This is a genomic window from Chryseobacterium urinae, assembly GCF_030518295.1.
Taxonomy (GTDB): Bacteria; Bacteroidota; Bacteroidia; order Flavobacteriales; family Weeksellaceae; genus Chryseobacterium; species Chryseobacterium mucoviscidosis.
In genome coordinates, this window is the sequence record NZ_JAULSJ010000002.1 from 195,674 (window position 1) to 211,864 (window position 16,191).

The 16,191-nt window shown below is 35.3% G+C and carries 13 protein-coding genes; 8 read left to right on the top strand and 5 right to left on the bottom strand.

The annotated features are described in order from the left end of the window. Nucleotides 1-139 precede the first annotated feature (139 nt). From QWT87_RS02110 to QWT87_RS02125, 4 genes are all read right to left on the bottom strand, one after another. Entirely contained in the window at nt 140-1,318 is a 1,179-nt protein-coding gene (locus tag QWT87_RS02110) for an aminotransferase class V-fold PLP-dependent enzyme (RefSeq protein ID WP_302713184.1), read from the bottom strand. Nucleotides 1,319-1,460: 142 nt separating this feature from the next. Beyond that, nucleotides 1,461-2,600: a hypothetical protein gene (locus tag QWT87_RS02115; protein ID WP_087710223.1), complete on the bottom strand. Its 1,140-nt coding sequence runs from the start codon at nt 2,598-2,600 to the stop codon at nt 1,461-1,463. A gap of 10 nt (nt 2,601-2,610) precedes the next feature. Beyond that, entirely contained in the window at nt 2,611-3,525 is a 915-nt protein-coding gene (locus QWT87_RS02120; protein WP_302713185.1) for a TssN family type VI secretion system protein, read from the bottom strand. 56 nt (nt 3,526-3,581) lie between these two features. Next, nucleotides 3,582-4,598, bottom strand: a complete 1,017-nt coding sequence (locus QWT87_RS02125) for a type VI secretion system baseplate subunit TssG (RefSeq protein WP_302713186.1) — start codon at nt 4,596-4,598, stop codon at nt 3,582-3,584. A 212-nt stretch (nt 4,599-4,810) separates the two neighbouring features. On the opposite strand from QWT87_RS02125, the gene QWT87_RS02130 reads away from it, so the two are divergent. The 8 genes from QWT87_RS02130 to QWT87_RS02165 all read left to right on the top strand — a co-directional run bounded on the left by QWT87_RS02130 (nt 4,811) and on the right by QWT87_RS02165 (nt 13,374). Then, nucleotides 4,811-5,602 (top strand): S1/P1 nuclease, encoded by a 792-nt coding sequence (locus tag QWT87_RS02130; RefSeq protein WP_302713187.1) that lies wholly within the window; start codon nt 4,811-4,813, stop codon nt 5,600-5,602. A 657-nt stretch (nt 5,603-6,259) separates the two neighbouring features. After that, nucleotides 6,260-7,126 (top strand): sigma-70 family RNA polymerase sigma factor, encoded by an 867-nt coding sequence (locus QWT87_RS02135; RefSeq protein ID WP_027385416.1) that lies wholly within the window; start codon nt 6,260-6,262, stop codon nt 7,124-7,126. A 64-nt stretch (nt 7,127-7,190) separates the two neighbouring features. Beyond that, complete coding sequence (locus QWT87_RS02140) at nt 7,191-7,451, top strand: hypothetical protein (protein ID WP_302713194.1); 261 nt, start codon at nt 7,191-7,193, stop codon at nt 7,449-7,451. A 299-nt stretch (nt 7,452-7,750) separates the two neighbouring features. Next, on the top strand, nt 7,751-8,998 hold the full coding sequence (locus QWT87_RS02145) for a hypothetical protein (protein WP_302713195.1): 1,248 nt from the start codon (nt 7,751-7,753) through the stop codon (nt 8,996-8,998). 376 nt (nt 8,999-9,374) lie between these two features. Beyond that, nucleotides 9,375-10,598: a hypothetical protein gene (locus QWT87_RS02150; protein ID WP_302713196.1), complete on the top strand. Its 1,224-nt coding sequence runs from the start codon at nt 9,375-9,377 to the stop codon at nt 10,596-10,598. Further along, nucleotides 10,598-11,392, top strand: coding sequence for an alpha-ketoglutarate-dependent dioxygenase AlkB (locus QWT87_RS02155; protein WP_302713197.1), 795 nt, complete (start codon nt 10,598-10,600; stop codon nt 11,390-11,392). The genes QWT87_RS02150 and QWT87_RS02155 overlap by 1 nt, the downstream gene beginning before the upstream one ends. Nucleotides 11,393-11,665: 273 nt before the next feature. Continuing rightward, nucleotides 11,666-12,256 carry a hypothetical protein gene (locus tag QWT87_RS02160; protein WP_302713198.1) on the top strand — a complete coding sequence of 197 codons (591 nt, stop codon included), beginning with the start codon at nt 11,666-11,668 and terminating at the stop codon, nt 12,254-12,256. Continuing rightward, on the top strand, nt 12,256-13,374 hold the full coding sequence (locus QWT87_RS02165; protein ID WP_302713199.1) for an FAD-dependent monooxygenase: 1,119 nt from the start codon (nt 12,256-12,258) through the stop codon (nt 13,372-13,374). Before QWT87_RS02160 ends, QWT87_RS02165 begins: the two co-directional genes overlap by 1 nt. Nucleotides 13,375-13,725: 351 nt before the next feature. Here QWT87_RS02165 and QWT87_RS02170 read toward each other — a convergent pair whose 3' ends face one another. Continuing rightward, nucleotides 13,726-15,972: a TonB-dependent receptor plug domain-containing protein gene (locus tag QWT87_RS02170; protein WP_302713200.1), complete on the bottom strand. Its 2,247-nt coding sequence runs from the start codon at nt 15,970-15,972 to the stop codon at nt 13,726-13,728. Nucleotides 15,973-16,191 lie beyond the last annotated feature (219 nt).

Genomic DNA, 16,191 nt, shown 5'->3' on the forward strand with positions numbered 1-16,191 from the left:
GTGCTCTTTTTTTCCATTTAAGCATTAAACTTAAACAACTAAAGTGTTTAAATCTATTGCATCTTTTGTGGTAAAAAGGTTTAAACAAGCTTATTAATTATTTTAAGCGATGTCCTAAGCTTGTCGAAGCGGATAAATATTATTTCAAGCTAGTTTCCAGAATTTCAGAAACCCGGTCAATCTCATCCTGAGTATTGAAATAATGTGGCGATAATCTCACGATTCCGTTGATTTTTTTATTTGTAAAATCAATTAACGCTGAATTCTTATACGTTACAGAAAAGAAGACATTATTTTCCTTCAAAATCTTCTGAATATTTTCCAGATCTCCATCCGGACCGGAAAATGTAACAATGCTGCTCAGATGATTTCCCCAATCCCAAACTTTAAAGCCGCTGTCTTTGAGTCTGTTTCGTAATTTTTCAGATAAAATCTTATTGTATTCTGCAATGGTATCCAATCCGATATGGTTGGCATATTGTATGGCGTGTTTAACTCCTAATAAAGAAGCATAGGAAATTTCCCAGTGTTCAAATCTTTTGGCTGTTTTAAACAATTCATAATCATTGTATTCTGTCCAGTTTGCTCCTCTCATATCCAACAGCAAAGGTGCGTAATTCTGTTCCAAAACTTTATCCGAAACATATAAAAACCCTGTTCCTCTCGGTCCGCGCAAAAATTTCCTTCCTGTTGCCGTCAGAAAATCGCAGCCTATTTTTTCGACATCAACCATCATTTGGCCAACTGACTGACAGGCATCAACCAAATACAAAATATTATATCTTTTACAGATTTTGCCAACTCCTTCAACATTCTGAATCAGTCCGGAATTTGTCGGAATATGCGTAACGGCAACCAGTTTCGGGGTATATTTTCTGATCAGATTTTCGAGATCTTCCAGATCAAGCTCATTGTCCGGAAGATTTCTGGTTCTGATGATTTTGATATTTATTTTTTTCTGAAGCGAAATAAAGGTGATCTGATTGGAAATATAATCATCAGCCGTTGTGATAATGACATCATTTTCTTTAAAAAAAATACTTGATAATGCTTTTGCAAATGCTTCAGTCGCACTTGTTGCAAAGGCGATATTGGAAGGTTTACAGTTAATCAGTTTTGCCGTTTCATCATAAAATTCTTCTAATAATTCAGCATTTCTGTTGGCAACTTCATATCCTCCGAATTGTTCTTCCTGCTTTAAATAATCAATCATTGAATCTACAACGATTGAAGGCATTAATGAAGATCCTGCGTTATTCATGAAAATTTTTCCGTCCGAAAGACCTCTTATATCTTCTCTTATTTTAGCTACATTCATTTTTTATTACTTTTTAATTCTGACGAAAGAATAATCATTTTCAATAATCTGATTTCCAAAGAAATTTAACGTCTAACAATTTTACACAAAAAATCCCGAATTTATCGTATCGGGATTTGTATTTTTTAAATATGTTTTGACATTAATCCAAAACGCTCCACCCTCTTTTCGGGTTATTATTGTTGGACACTTCCTGCTCGTTAACAATAATATTTTCTTTTCTCTGACCAATATAATCCAGTTCACTCAGTTTTGCAAAGATCGTTTCAAGACTTCGCAGCATCTGCTGAATATAAAGGAACGGTTCTCCACAATTATGATGATCGTAATTGGTTTCAGCAACTATTGATAGCTGATTAAGTAAAGTATGAGGGGCAATTTCACTCCATTCCAGACTGTAATTCAGCATTTCTTCCAATTCTGCAGGAACCAGAACCTGAGTCGCATTATACAGTCGGAGTGCAAGTTTTGCAAAAGATTCAATTAAAAATACAGGCGGCTGATAAGGCGTAATATTCCTGAACTGAAAATACATATCTCCGAAAGTATCGATCATGGTATTGCACAGGAATTTTACATTTTGTGCCAATGCCGTATTCTGATTTTTATGAGAAGCTTTCTGAATAATTTTAAAAGCATACTGCTGTAAATTCCCAATGGATTTTGCGAAATTGTTATAATAACCAAGCAACGCAGGATGACTCTGAATTGATGTGCAGGGCGGAATAAAATTAGAATCTACCTGCGCAATATTTCCTTTTAAATCTACTTTTCCGATGATCAGATAATTTCCTCCCGAATAGCTGCTGTTCAGGGAAGTTACGGGAAGCAGTTCGATATGGTGGTTCGACTGTGCATTTGGATGACGGGGTGGAATTTCCTCCGGATCGATATCTCCGAAAGGAACTTTATCAAAAGGGTTCACCGAAATCAGGATGTAATATTCTCCGTCTGCCTGTTCCTCATGCATGGATTTTGCCAGAGATTTTACGCTCACTCTCCTGTCGTTCAGTTCAATTCTGTAACCCGCCATCGTAACTGCGCTGCAATGTTTGATAACCAACTGAACATCATTGGTTGCGGTATTATGAACATCAAAAATAGTTCGGTCGGTAAAGTTATTCGAGATCGGTAAAAGTCCGTAATTATAGGTCGTGATTCCCAAAGAATTGGAATCTCGGATGGTATCGATTAAAAAATTATCCTGATCATTAAGATGTCTCTGGGAAACCTTCATCCCGTCAACCCAATTAATGGCAAAATGCTTTATAGGCTGTATCATATTCAATATTTTAGATGGTGTTTTGCTGTGGTTTTCTTACGCCTTCTTCTTCGTGCTGGATCACTCTTTTGCAGATCACGACATCGTTTTCAGAAATTCTGTTTTCTGTAATATCCTGATCGAAATCGATGTATTTTCTGAAGCTGAAGAACGATTTTTTGGTATAAAAGATCCAGTAATAGGATTCTCTGGTTTCATCCGTAAGATGAATAACAGAATTTGGGTTTTTGTGGTTATAATCGTCCACAACTCTGTAAAACCAGTCCCCGAAAGTAATTCCGGTAGGTAAAGTTTTTGCTTTGATTCTGAATCTGTTGGAATCTTCAAGATTTTTGCTTAATTCTACATTCAAAACCATTAATCTGTCGAAATCCGCCCCTTCAAAATCCGGAAGTTTCTGTTCCGGAGAATACCTCCAGGTTTTATAAATATCCACCGGAATGCTGATTAACTGAACATAACAGTAATGAAAAACAAGAGGAACAATAAATATGAAAATACTCGTTGCTGCCATAACCGGATAACCGGTTCCACGACTCATCCAGCCGAAAATCAGATAAAAAAGATACCCTCCGAATCCGATACACGTTAAAGAAAGAATCGATTCAAACAAAATACTTTTTGTGGTAGAACTGAAATGTTTTTTGAAATACCGATCTGATAAATTAACATGAATAATCCCTAAAATAAGATAAATGATCTGGGCAATTAAATACCAGTAAGGATTGAATAAATTTCCTGCAAACCCGAAAATTCCCGGAATCGCAAGGCATAAACTGCACAGCAGAACATAGATGATAATGGTTTTGATCTTAATTGCGGGTTTGTTTTTTCTGATGATTCCTAAAATGACCATCATAATAACCGCAAATAAAGGCATAAGAATATACCTTAAAAAGATTCCTTTTACTGAAGAAATTTCCATTTGTCTTTTTTCGAATTAATATTTTTCTTGGTGATTGTAAATATAGTTAAAAAAATTCACAGAAAGGTAGAGTAACCGAGCCGGTTTGCATTTCTATCATCATCTTCCAGTGCAAAAGAATAATCCTTTTTTTCTGTGATAAAATTTTCTTCCACATCTACACTTACAGGCAGGAAATAATCGTACATCGCCTGCAAAACTTTCCGGAACGGACTTCCGTCGATATATTTTTTCATTTCGGTGTAAGGAATCGGTCCGATGTTTATTACCCAGTTTCTCTGTCCGTCCATATGTTTTCCGCTCGGAATATAAGTAACTCCCAATCTGGAATTTCCCAGCAGCATAGAATCGTCTTCTTCCTCCACTCCGTCAATAACATTCGGGGCAAAAGTTACTTTTACAGGAGTCTGTAAAAATGCAGTCATACAACGTTCAAACCATGATTTATTTCCTCTGATCTGATGAAAGAAAGGTAAAATATAAATAAAAATACAGGCATTTTTCTTGTCTAACTGATTAATCAAAGGCCAAAGCTCACTTACGGTTTCCAGAAGAGTATCTGTATCGCTGGAAATGTCAAAGTCAAATTCTTTGAGTAAAGCACTGATCTCCGTAAAAAATATTTCCAGCTCAAAAGGTTTGAAAAACTTTCGGGCATCCTCTTCCACTCTTTTCTGTTTGCGGATTTCGCGGACAACGGTGTCTACATTTTTTCGGGAAGCTCCCAGAGAAGGCGGATGGAAAAGTCCTTCGGGAAGATAATCGTAAATTCCTTCTCTGTAGGTTTCTATGGTAAAAACTTCTTCGTCAAAACCCAGATAATCGCTAAAAATACTTTTAATATCCTTTAAATAAGCACGGTCATTAATCCCGATCCTGTCGATAAAAATATTGCTTACCGCTCTGTGGTATTTTAAAAGATTAACAGCTACAGCTTCTGCTTTGAAGTCGGTCTGCAGCTTATTGTATTGCATATCTACAATATTATTCTCATACATGGTTTTTCCTGTGATTTGGCTTGTAAAAATAGTATATCTCGAATTATTGAAAAAATATTCTTCCACTAAATTCATACTAAATATACTAAATTTTCAGAATTTAAAAGAATAAAATAAATCAGAAACTCAAAATAACTGAAAATAATAATTCAAAAATAGACTTTAGAAATATGAAAATTATATTGAATTATGTTTAAGATTACGTTAATTTTTAAAATCCTTATCCTAAAGCTTAACCTGAACCTTAAATTAACCGTATCTTTGCCCCCTGAAAATGTTATTTTACAATGAGAAGTATTTATTCTAAAATGCTGGTTTTAGCATTCGTCGCATCTTCGCTTTATTCTTATGCGTGGGGATTAACGGGACACAGAATTATTGCAGAGATCGCAGAAAATCACCTTTCCGGAAAGGCAAAAAGGGAGATCAGAAAAATGATGGGGAGAGAACGTCTTGCGTACTGGGCAAACTGGCCGGATTTCATTAAATCTGATACTACAGGAGTCTGGAAGGAAACTTCAGCGTGGCATTATGTAAACATCGATCCGCAGACAGATTTTAAAGTATTTGAAGAAAAACTGAAAGCGCAGGCGGGACCAAGTTTATACACGCAGATCAAAACGTTATCAAGCCAGATCAAAGACGAAAAAACGTCTGAGAAAGACAGAAAAATCGCTTTAATTTTCCTGATCCACATGATGGGAGATCTTGCGCAGCCTTTACACGTAGGAAAAGCGGAAGATTTGGGAGGAAACAAAATTAATGTAACTTATTTCGGAGAAAAATCCAACTTACACTCTGTATGGGACGGAAAACTGGTAGATTCTCAGAAATACAGCTACACAGAATATGCAAAATTATTAGACATCAAATCTGATGATGAAGTAAAGCAGATCCAGACCGGAACTTTAGAAGACTGGTTGTACGATTCTCACAAAATTGCCAACAGAATCTACGAACAGACGCCGAATGATTCTAAACTGTCTTACGATTATCAGTATAAATTTAACGATACAATGGAAAGACAGCTTTTGTATGGAGGTCTGAGACTGGCAAAACTGTTGAATTACCTTTTTTAAAGTGAATTAATTGCCAATGGTGAATTTTAAAAGTCAATTTATTTTCACCTTTAAATAATAGAGCGGAACTTCGGTTTCGCTTTTTTATTTTAAATAACCTGATTTCGGGATAAGTCTTCTTAAACGCAAGATTAAACAAATAAATTCAATTATCAGGAATTCAGCTTTTAAGATATACAAAGGCGTAAAACTTCTCAAAGTAATACCATTTTTGTATTTTTTAAATAAACGAAGTGGCTTTGTTTAGCTTACAAACTTTCAATAAATAAAAAAATCTTTTGTTTTTCTTTGCGATAAATCAATAGGATACTGTAAATCAATTATTCAAATTTATCTCTCATCCCGAACTGAGTTTAAATAACAAAATTCACAATATTTGTCATGCTGAAAGCATCTAAAAAAGTATATTGAAAGATTTGTTTCTTTGTAAGATTTGAGCATACATTTCGAGCGCAAAAAACCTTTATGCAAAAAGTTTTAAAAATTTATTGAACCTCTAAAAGTCCTAAAATCGCTGTTCTGTGAAGTGAGAGCTATAATTTACAACTATTTTTTCAAACTGAGTTTAAATAAATGAAAATATTTTGTAACCCTTGTAACCTTTTTGCTGTTTCATACGTATAATATAATAGAAACTCTTTTTTGAGGATAAAATAGATGAGACAATTAAAAATCACTAAGCAGGTAACCAACAGGGAAACTGCTTCATTAGACAAGTATTTGCAGGAAATTGGTAAGGTAGAACTAATTACTGCGGACGAAGAGGTAGATTTGGCACAGAGAATCCGTGCAGGCGACAGAGCAGCACTGGAAAAATTAATTAAAGCCAACCTTCGTTTCGTGGTATCCGTTTCTAAACAGTACCAAAATCAGGGTCTTTCTTTACCCGATTTAATTAATGAAGGTAACTTAGGACTCATGAAGGCGGCAAAAAGGTATGATGAAACTAGAGGTTTCAAATTCATCTCTTACGCGGTTTGGTGGATTCGTCAGTCGATCTTACAGGCTTTGGCAGAACAGTCAAGAATTGTAAGATTGCCGTTAAACAAGATCGGTTCCATCAATAAAATCAACAAAGCTTACGCTCACCTTGAGCAGGAAAACGAAAGACCACCTTCTCCGGAAGAATTGGCTGAAGTTCTTGACATGAGCGAGGAAGATATCAAAGAATCGATGAAAAACTCCGGAAGACACCTGTCAATGGATGCACCTTTGGTAGAAGGTGAAGATTCTAATCTTTATGACGTATTGCGTTCAGGAGAATCTCCGAGTCCGGATAAAGATTTGATGCTTGAATCTCTTCAAATTGAGATCGAAAGAGCATTGAATACTTTAACTCCGAGAGAGGCAGATTTGGTAAGATTATACTTCGGACTGAACGGAAAACATCCGATGACTTTAGAAGAAATCGGGGAAACTTTCGACCTTACAAGAGAGAGAGTTCGTCAGATCAAAGAAAAAGCGATCAAGAGATTGAAGCACAACACCAGAAGTAAGATCTTAAAATCTTATTTAGGGAAGTAATTTTTAACGAAACAATACGACGCGGAGCTTGATTTTCAGGTTCCGCTTTTTTATTTTTGCTGAAATGAATGAATCACAACTTTTTATTGGAGGATTTATCCTGATTTTTATTTTCGGGAATATATTCGTTTACTTCTTAAATAAAAATAAACAGAAACGGTTTTATGATTTCATCAGAGACAGAGAATATACTTTAGTTCGAAATGTGGAAACCGAGATAGAAGGCTATTCAAAATTAGGCGCAAAAATAAGTTACAGAAAAGGTGATATTGTTTTTCTTGATGACGAAATTTTCACCCTTACAATCAATAAACCAATCATTTAGCTTACTAAAAGTTATGAGGATTTTCCAGGTGTATTCTATAAATATTCTTACGATACAAAACAAAAAGTAAAAGAACGACTTGAAATAAGGAATTCTAATGGAAGCATTAAAGTAAATCTTAACCTCAAAAACCAAGATTTTGATTTAGAGAATTATATTGACAGCCAAAATATTTATAATAATTGACCACTCATAAAACATAAATTTAATACATAATTAATCCGTACGAAATCTGGATAAAAAAAGAATCTGATAGTTTCGCAATCAATTTGTAATTTAAAAAATTAATTAAATTAATCATGATTCAAAAAAAACTTTTCGGGTGGATGCTTTTGCTTACCATAACGAGCATAGGATGTACAGATAATGACATCGCTTCAAATTTAAAAGAAGAAAATTTATCTTCAAAAGCCAGTCTCAGCAAAGCTGCCGCAGACGTAAGTGTAAATGCTTACACCGATACAAGCACATACATCAATACCGGTTTTAGCTTTTTAAATCCTTCACAGATTGATAAAAACCGTCAGGCAATCGGCGGAAGTGCTTATACCGAAGTCTACGGTTTCAACATTCCTGAAGAAAACAGAGTGAGAGGAATCCGCTGGAACACCGATGATGAAACAACTTCTCTTTGGAGACCGCAGGGAATTTCAGGATTTACAAAAGATGGAGTCCGTTATCTTTTGGTAAGTTGGTATGCGAAAGATGAAGCTGAATTTAAAGGTTCCCGAATTACCCTGATTGACATCAGTCCGAGTTCCAGTACATATCTTACTTACCGTCATATTCTTTTGGTTCAGCCCGATATTCCGGCAGGTACAACAGGCTATTCGCAGTATGGTTCTTACGCTCCGCTGAATGTTCATGCAGGGGGAATTGCCTATTTTAAAGGTAAAATCTATCTCAGCAGTACAAATTTAGGCGTTCGGGTTTTCGATCTGAATAAAATTATTGAAGTGAGTACTGGTGACTCTACGAATGATAAATGTGGTAAAGATTCTAACGGAAACCTGTTCGCTTTCAATTACAGGTACATATTGCCACAGACAGGATATCAGAAAATCAACAACGCAAATCCTTTCTCCACGATTCAGGTAAATGATGAAGGAACGCAGTTCTGGACAGGGCAATATTATTCAGGCAGCGCGGATGCTTCCATTGTTCCGAAAGTGTTTGGTTTTCCGGTTGATACGAACGGAAGGCTTCAGAATACAGGAATTGTAACGGTAACACCTAAAAACAGTCTTTTCACAGATAATCATGCGCACGGAATTCAGGGCGTTTTCAGAAAAGGCAACAGAACGTGGCTTTCCTGTACCGGATCTCCAAGCAATTCTTACGGATCAAACGCGAGATTAGCGCGTTATACCGATGGTGCAGACGATACGGTACGTTTCAGATGGCCTTACGGAGCGGAATCTCTTTACTATGAGTCTCAGTATAATTATTTGTGGAGCTTAACCGAATATGAACCGAATGCAGGAGCACAAAACGGAAGTCAGGTGAACCGATGCATTTTTGCGGTTGATTTTTCCAAATACGAATAGTAAAATTTGAAATTTAAAAAACAGATAAAGACCGTCATTGCGATGGTCTTTTTTTAAGTTGATCATTATCAATGAAAAAGTTCATCATAGTTTTTAAAAATCTTTGATTTTTATTCTTTTGAGTGCTTTGAATATTCTGGAAATTCGCTTTAACATTATCTTTTGTGCCTTTTGTGGTTAATTCTGAAATTAGTTTAAACAGTTTAATTTGAGATTAATAAAAAACTGACGTTTTTGCATTTCCCAACAAAAATATTTTCTTTTAAGCCTCTTTAGCTTAAAAAACTGAGTGAAAATCAATGTATTTATTCCTTAAGGGCTTTAAGATTTTAAAACATTTAAAATTTTAGCTATCTTCACTTTTCAATTGAGAAACATGAATAACCATTCAGAAGAAAACAAAATATCAAAAGATAAAAATGTTCTTGTTGTTTTAAATAACAGTCAGGAAATCAATGCAGAACTTCAGTACATCATCGATCATTTCTGCGGAACCGTAGTTCATGAGCTTAGTCCGGAACTTGATCATCAAAAAATATACATCTGCGGAAATTTGGAAATTATTCAGAAAGACCATCATTTCCTGCATATCATTAAAGAATTTTCGGTGAATTTTGAAAATATCAGCGAAGAAAAATCAAAGGTTATTCAAATTGGAGAAGTTCCGGTTATTGTAAGCAATGCGGGAGTTTATTTCCGAAGACTCTTTCATGAGGAGAATATTTTTGAAAAAGTAAAATCTGAACATCGTTTTCAGGCGCTTACAGAATCCAATAAAGAAGCGAAAGCTCTGAGAAAAGGTATTTATCTGAGTAAAGTGATTCATGAAACTAATGAAAAAGGAGAAGAAACACTGCATTTCAATTTGTTGAGATGTTCGAGTAATCTTACAGGACCGACAGATAATTTCAGAGAAACCGACCAAAAAATTATTGCTCTTCTTAACGAATGTGCAAAGGAAACTTTTGAATATGAAACCGATCTGAATCACGCTTTGGTACAGATTTATGAGAACAAAAAGAAAACTTCGGATGCTGAAAAGGAAGTGAAAGCCAAAATTAAAGCCCACTCCGACAAAACGAAAGATATGCCGAAAGAAGGACTGATCGCATTCTGTACTTTCTACGACGATTCCAATTCCGAACATTTAAAACCATCGGAAACTGATAGATTTGATGTGTGCTATAAGCAAACGAGCGCATTAACAAGGCTCCATTTCAGACTTAAGAAAACGGTTGAGGATGAATCTCTGGAAAAAGAATTTACGGTTACTTTATATTCTAACTCTGCGTTTATTATTCCGCTGTCTACCAACAGATTATATACGCATGAAATCCGCCCTTCTGTTTTGGGAGTCGATCAGATTCCGATAAGAATGGGATATGTGGTTCGTTGTTCGAATCTTGAGGCGGTGTACAAAGACAATCAGACCTACATCAGAGAAAATGACAATTATGTTAAATTAGAAAGCATGACTCCCGAAATGCAGGCGGAACTTCGCAATTCTTATTACGAAGAGAACATGACGGAGAATAAGGTGAACTATAAAACAACCCATTTCAGCATGAATCTTGGGGACTATGAAAAACCAATCCTGTAATGAACAACTCCGGATTTTATAAGATACGGCTTTCTGAAAAGCAAAATACATTTGAAAATCTCTTGAATTCTGCGGATTTTGAAGCAACAGGAAAAGGCAGGCTTGGAAATCATCTCGTGAAAGAAGAAAACGGAACTTTTGCTGTTGTAAGAACAACGACAAGATATCAGATTCCGGCGAATCTCTTTTCTGAGGTTCATCATTCCGTTGTTGAACAAATTAACCAAACAATTTCAGCCGAAATAACAGATGTGCCTGAACAGCATTTCAACAATGCATTGATTGAAGTGTATGATTCTTCGTACTCGAAAATGGGATTTCATTCCGATCAGGCTTTGGATCTGGAAGATCATTCATTTATTGCTTTGTTTTCATGCTATGAAAATCCAGATCAGTTGAAAGAAAATCAGCTCAGAAAGCTTGTTATAAAAGACAAAATCACGGAAGAAGAATCTGAAATTATACTGGATCATCATTCTGTTGTACTATTTTCTGTAGAAACGAACAAAAAGTTTCAGCATAAAATTGTTCTGAATTCTAATCCTAATTCCAAAGATTTTACGGATAACAGATGGTTGGGAATGACGTTCAGAACTTCCAAAACTTTTATCAGATTTAAAGACAACCAACCGTATTTTTCAACCGGAGAATTATTTATTTTAGCCGATGAAGAAAAGGAAAAAGAGTTTTTCCGGCTGAGAGGAGAAGAAAACCGTTCTCTGGATTTTGTCTATCCTGATCTGTTTTTCACGATAAGTCCGGCAGATCTTCTACTTCCTGAAATCAAAAATTAAATAACTTCACTTCGGATAAAAAATAACTTTAAACAATTGATTTATAACACTATAATGATTTATCGCAAAGAAAAACAAAAGATTTTTTTACTTATTGAAAGTTTGTAGCTAAACAAAGGCACTTCGTTTATTTAAAAAAGACAAAATAGTATTACTTTAATAAGTTTTACGCCATTGTATATCTTAAAAGCTGAATTCTTAATAATTGAATATATTTGTTTAGCATTGCGTTTAAGAAGACTTATCCGAACTCATATTAAATATATACATAACATGAAAAAAATATTTTTTACTTCTACCCTGCTTTTAGCCCTGTTTTCCTGCAATGAAAACAGATCCGAAAATAAACCTTTGGTTGAAAACGCAGTAGAAAATAATCAATCAAGTTTTTCTGTGAAGAGACTGAATTATTCTGAAGATATTCTTAACGCAATTTATTCCGAACAGATTAAAAATAACGAAGAATTAAAAAAATTAGATACTAAAATCTCTAACCTTCAGGAAGATAGCCGTAAAATGAAAGATCTGTATAGAGAAATCATCAACAATTCTGATGATTATTATACGTTATCTATCAATGGTGCAAAGTCAATTCGAGACTCCGTACTTAAAAAAGAGATTCTTAATCTTGTAAATAACAGTTCTGAAAGTTTTGACAAGAAAAAGAAAAGGATAAAAGATTTAACGACTCAAATTAATCTAAATTATTATAAAATTTTCAGTTTTTATACAGCTTTCAAAATCAGAAAAACCCTTCCTGAAATTGAAAAATATCAGAATGCACATCCTTTAAAAACAGACAGTCTGGATAATTTTATCAGTAAACAGAATCAACTGCTGAACGAATTGAAAAATCTAAAATAATGAACGAAATATCCATCATCGGAGGCGGAATCGGCGGTTTAACATTAGGAAATATCCTGAAACAACAAAACATTGATTTTATCCTGTATGAATCGGCAGCGGAAATAAAACCTGTCGGTTCCGGAATTATGATGGCAATCAACGCGATGCAGATTTTCGATAAGTTAGGCTTAAAAGAAAAAATCGAACGAGCGGGAAACAAAATTCACGGCATTTCGATTACAGATGAAAAGCTGAAACACATCTCTAAAACCAATGTTCTGGAATTGGAGAAGAAATACAATTCATGCAATGTAGCCATTCACAGAGCTGATCTGCAAAAGATTTTGGCGGAAAATATCGGCTATGAAACTATTCAACTGAATCATGCGCTGAACAAAATTGAGAAGAAAGAAAATTATATTTTGAATTTTGAAAACGGAACTGAAACTGAAAGCAAAATTGTTTTCGGAGCAGACGGAATTCATTCAAAAGTCAGAAACCAGATTTTCGGAACCGGAACGATTAGAAATACCCAGCAATTGTGTTGGCGCGGATTGGCAGAATTTGATCTTCCTGAAAATTTTCATCACGAAGCCATCGAAGCTTGGGGAAAAGGAAAACGTTTTGGCTTTGTAAGAATGACAGACCGAAAAATATACTGGTATGCTGTTATCAATAAAAACATTTATCAGAATGAAAATCAATTAGCTGAAAATTTTCACGATTTTCATCCACTGATTCTTGAAATTATGGAGAAAACATTTCAGGAAAATATCATTTTTAACGAAATTATCGACCTCGCTCCTATTCCGAAATGGCACACGAATCATCTTTGTCTGATCGGTGATGCAGCACACGCAACAACGCCGAATCTCGGACAGGGAGCCTGTCAGTCGATTGAAGACGCTTATATTATCGGAAAGCTGTTGGAAAACCATCAGAATTTTAATGAAGTTTTTGAAAATTTTCAGAAGATCAGGAGAAAAAAAGTAGATTATGTAGTCGATACAAGCTGGAAAATCGGACAGGTTTCACAATGGGAAAGAGGAACTTTTGTAAGGAATTTCATGTTCAGACTGGTTCCTGAAAGCTTTAATCAAAAACTGGTTGAAAAAACGATTCGACTGGAAATGTAGTTTCCCAGACATTTTGATTATCTGTCTGTTTGCTTTCTTAACGCGAAGAACACAAAGATTTTCTTTTAAAAACTTACCGGATATTTTTAAATTCACTAAGGCGTTTGACTTAACTAGTCATTCCTTAAAAATGCGTTTTTTGACTTTGAAAATTATACTTGGCTAAAAAGATTCGGAGAACAAGTCCGAGCCAAAGAAGAATTTAAGTAGAATACAGAGAACAGGATGGCAAGAATCTTTTTCATTGAAACAAAGTTAAAAATATAAAGGCAACCTCCGTTATAAAATTCTGTAAAGATGTTATAAATTCAGGAAATAAAAAAACTCCCGAAAAATTTCAGGAGTCTGTATTTATTTTATTCTAAATTCAAGTTTCACATTGAAGAAACGCCCTGTTAAACGTACCGGAACGGGATACATCAAATTGGTATTCGCATCGGTAATCCACTGATTGGAAACGGTATTTCTGATGTTAAAGGCATTGAAAACCTGAACGCCCAAAGTTAGTTCATCAAAATTTCCCCAAAAACCATATGCCTGATTTTTTTCTTTCGGATCGATGAAGGCATACGAAAGTCCTAAATCTACCCTTTTATAAGATGGCAATGTTTTTTGATAGGAATATCCTGCGAGATAATCTATTTTTCTGTTTTCATCCAAAACAATCGGCGATCCTGTAGGCAATCCCATCGCATAGGTTAACGTAAGATTGACGCGCATTTTCGGGAATCTCGGCATATAATCCTGATAGAACATTGCAAATCTTAACCTTTGATCGGTTGGTCTCGGAATGTCTCCTCTCCCATCAATATTTTCATACACTCGGGCATAACTTGCCGATAACCAGGAATCCACTCCGGGAACAAATTCTCCGAACAATCTTGTATCGATTCCGTATGCGTAACCCGAAGCATTATTTTTTCCGGAATAACGGATTCTCACGTTGTCCATGAAATACGGGATCAGATCATTCATTTTTTTGTAATACAATTCCGTGGTCAGTTTAAACGGTCTGTCATACATCTGGAATTCGTAATCATTCGCCAGAATTGCCTGAATAGATCTCTGGGATTTTATATTTGAATTAAAATTTCCGTCTAAGTCTTTGATTTCCTTGTAAAAAGGAGCCTGATAATAGATACCTCCGGAAAGTCTGAACAACATATCGGTATCCCAATCCGGCTTGATTGCAAACTGTGCTCTCGGAGAGAAAATGGTTTCGTTATTGAAGCTCCAGTGCGATACTCTTGCTCCGGCGTTTACAAACACTTTATTGCTTCCCCAGAAAAATTTCTGAGAATACTGAGCGTAAGCAGACATTCTTGTCGGCTGAATATCATTTTTCCCTGCAATGCTGTAATATAATTTTAAATCCGGCGGATTTCTGGGATCTAAAAGTGCGGAAATCGGCGTGCTGTATCCCGCAGAATCTACCAGCTTCCATTCGTTGGTAAGATCTTTCAGGTTTTCTTTTTCATATTTAAAGCCGACTTCAATATCTGTATTTACATTAGGCGAAAAACGGGTTCTGAACTGTGTTCCGTAAGTTTTTACATATAAATCATTTCTTGCATGCTCGATTTGTCCGCCTGTATCGTATGAAGTAACGGGTTCTCCCGTAATAGGATCAAAAGTCTGTAAAACGTAAGCCGAAGCAATGGTATAATATTCTCTTTCACGGTTTTGGTAGGCAAAAGCGTCTAAAGTAAATCTCCATTTATCGGATGGTTTATAGTTCAGGGAGAATGTTCCCATCATATTTTTATACTTATCATCTTCACGGCCACCGTAATTTACCGTTAAATTAATCGGTTGCTGTAAAGATCCGAAGTCTACACTTCTTGCTTTCGGAATCATTTCGTAATCATTCTTGGAATAATATCCGATGAATGAAGCCGTGAATTTTGGGCTGAAATGATAATTCAGATACGTCTGAAAATCCATGTATTTCGGATTAAAGTCTGTATCTTCTTTCAGGGTATTAAGAACAAGGTTTGTATTTCTGTATCTTCCTGAAAATAAAGCGGTAAATTTCCTGTTTCCTTCTTTGTCTTTTCCGACAGCAAAACCGGTGGATAATCTTCCTCCGATTAAACTTCCTTCTCCGGAAACTTCAAATTTTTCAGGTTCACGGTAATAGATATTTAAAGCTGATGACATTTTATCGCCGTATCTCGGCTCGAAACCTCCGGCTGAGAAATTAACGGTAGAAACCATATCGGGATTGATGATGCTTAACCCTTCCTGCTGAGAATTTCGGATGAGGAATGGTCTGTAAATTTCGATATCATTAATATAGATCAGGTTTTCGTCATAGTTTCCGCCACGAACCATATATTGTGAAGATAGCTCCGTATTGGAGTTTACGGAAGGCAGAGTTTTAAGAATTCCTTCGATACCCCCGGAAATGCTTGCCACATTCTGAGCATCTTTTGCCGAAATTTTTACGGCGGTGATATCGTTGGTTTTTCCTGTTACTTTTTTCTGGAAAACTACTTCTTCAATAGTTTCGGTCTTCACTGTATCCCTCTTTTTTTTTACCTGAGAGAATACTAATGCAGGAACCATAAGGCTCAATGGTAAAACTAGTTTTTTCAAAAGAAATGCTTTAAAATTTCAAACGTGAATATATAAATTTTATTTTAACTTATTTAAACTTTATTTAACATTTCTTATCTGAAGTTTTTTGAAGATTTGTATCTGTTTCTGTGCTTGAAATACAGACTGAAATCCTAGCCCCGATTGTAATGAAAATCCTTTTTTGCAAAAAAAGATTGTAATGGAAAGCGGGAAACAGCTCCAAATAAAAAATAAAAG

Excerpts from the sequence above, each read along its gene's own strand:
- QWT87_RS02110 (WP_302713184.1), bottom strand. The coding sequence starts at position 1,318 with ATGAATGTAGCTAAAATAAGAGAAGATATAAGAGGTCTTTCGGACGGA.
- QWT87_RS02115 (WP_087710223.1), bottom strand. The coding sequence starts at position 2,600 with ATGATACAGCCTATAAAGCATTTTGCCATTAATTGGGTTGACGGGATG.
- QWT87_RS02120 (WP_302713185.1), bottom strand. The coding sequence starts at position 3,525 with ATGGAAATTTCTTCAGTAAAAGGAATCTTTTTAAGGTATATTCTTATG.
- QWT87_RS02125 (WP_302713186.1), bottom strand. The coding sequence starts at position 4,598 with ATGAATTTAGTGGAAGAATATTTTTTCAATAATTCGAGATATACTATT.
- QWT87_RS02130 (WP_302713187.1), top strand. The coding sequence starts at position 4,811 with ATGAGAAGTATTTATTCTAAAATGCTGGTTTTAGCATTCGTCGCATCT.
- QWT87_RS02135 (WP_027385416.1), top strand. The coding sequence starts at position 6,260 with ATGAGACAATTAAAAATCACTAAGCAGGTAACCAACAGGGAAACTGCT.
- QWT87_RS02140 (WP_302713194.1), top strand. The coding sequence starts at position 7,191 with ATGAATGAATCACAACTTTTTATTGGAGGATTTATCCTGATTTTTATT.
- QWT87_RS02145 (WP_302713195.1), top strand. The coding sequence starts at position 7,751 with ATGATTCAAAAAAAACTTTTCGGGTGGATGCTTTTGCTTACCATAACG.
- QWT87_RS02150 (WP_302713196.1), top strand. The coding sequence starts at position 9,375 with ATGAATAACCATTCAGAAGAAAACAAAATATCAAAAGATAAAAATGTT.
- QWT87_RS02155 (WP_302713197.1), top strand. The coding sequence starts at position 10,598 with ATGAACAACTCCGGATTTTATAAGATACGGCTTTCTGAAAAGCAAAAT.
- QWT87_RS02160 (WP_302713198.1), top strand. The coding sequence starts at position 11,666 with ATGAAAAAAATATTTTTTACTTCTACCCTGCTTTTAGCCCTGTTTTCC.
- QWT87_RS02165 (WP_302713199.1), top strand. The coding sequence starts at position 12,256 with ATGAACGAAATATCCATCATCGGAGGCGGAATCGGCGGTTTAACATTA.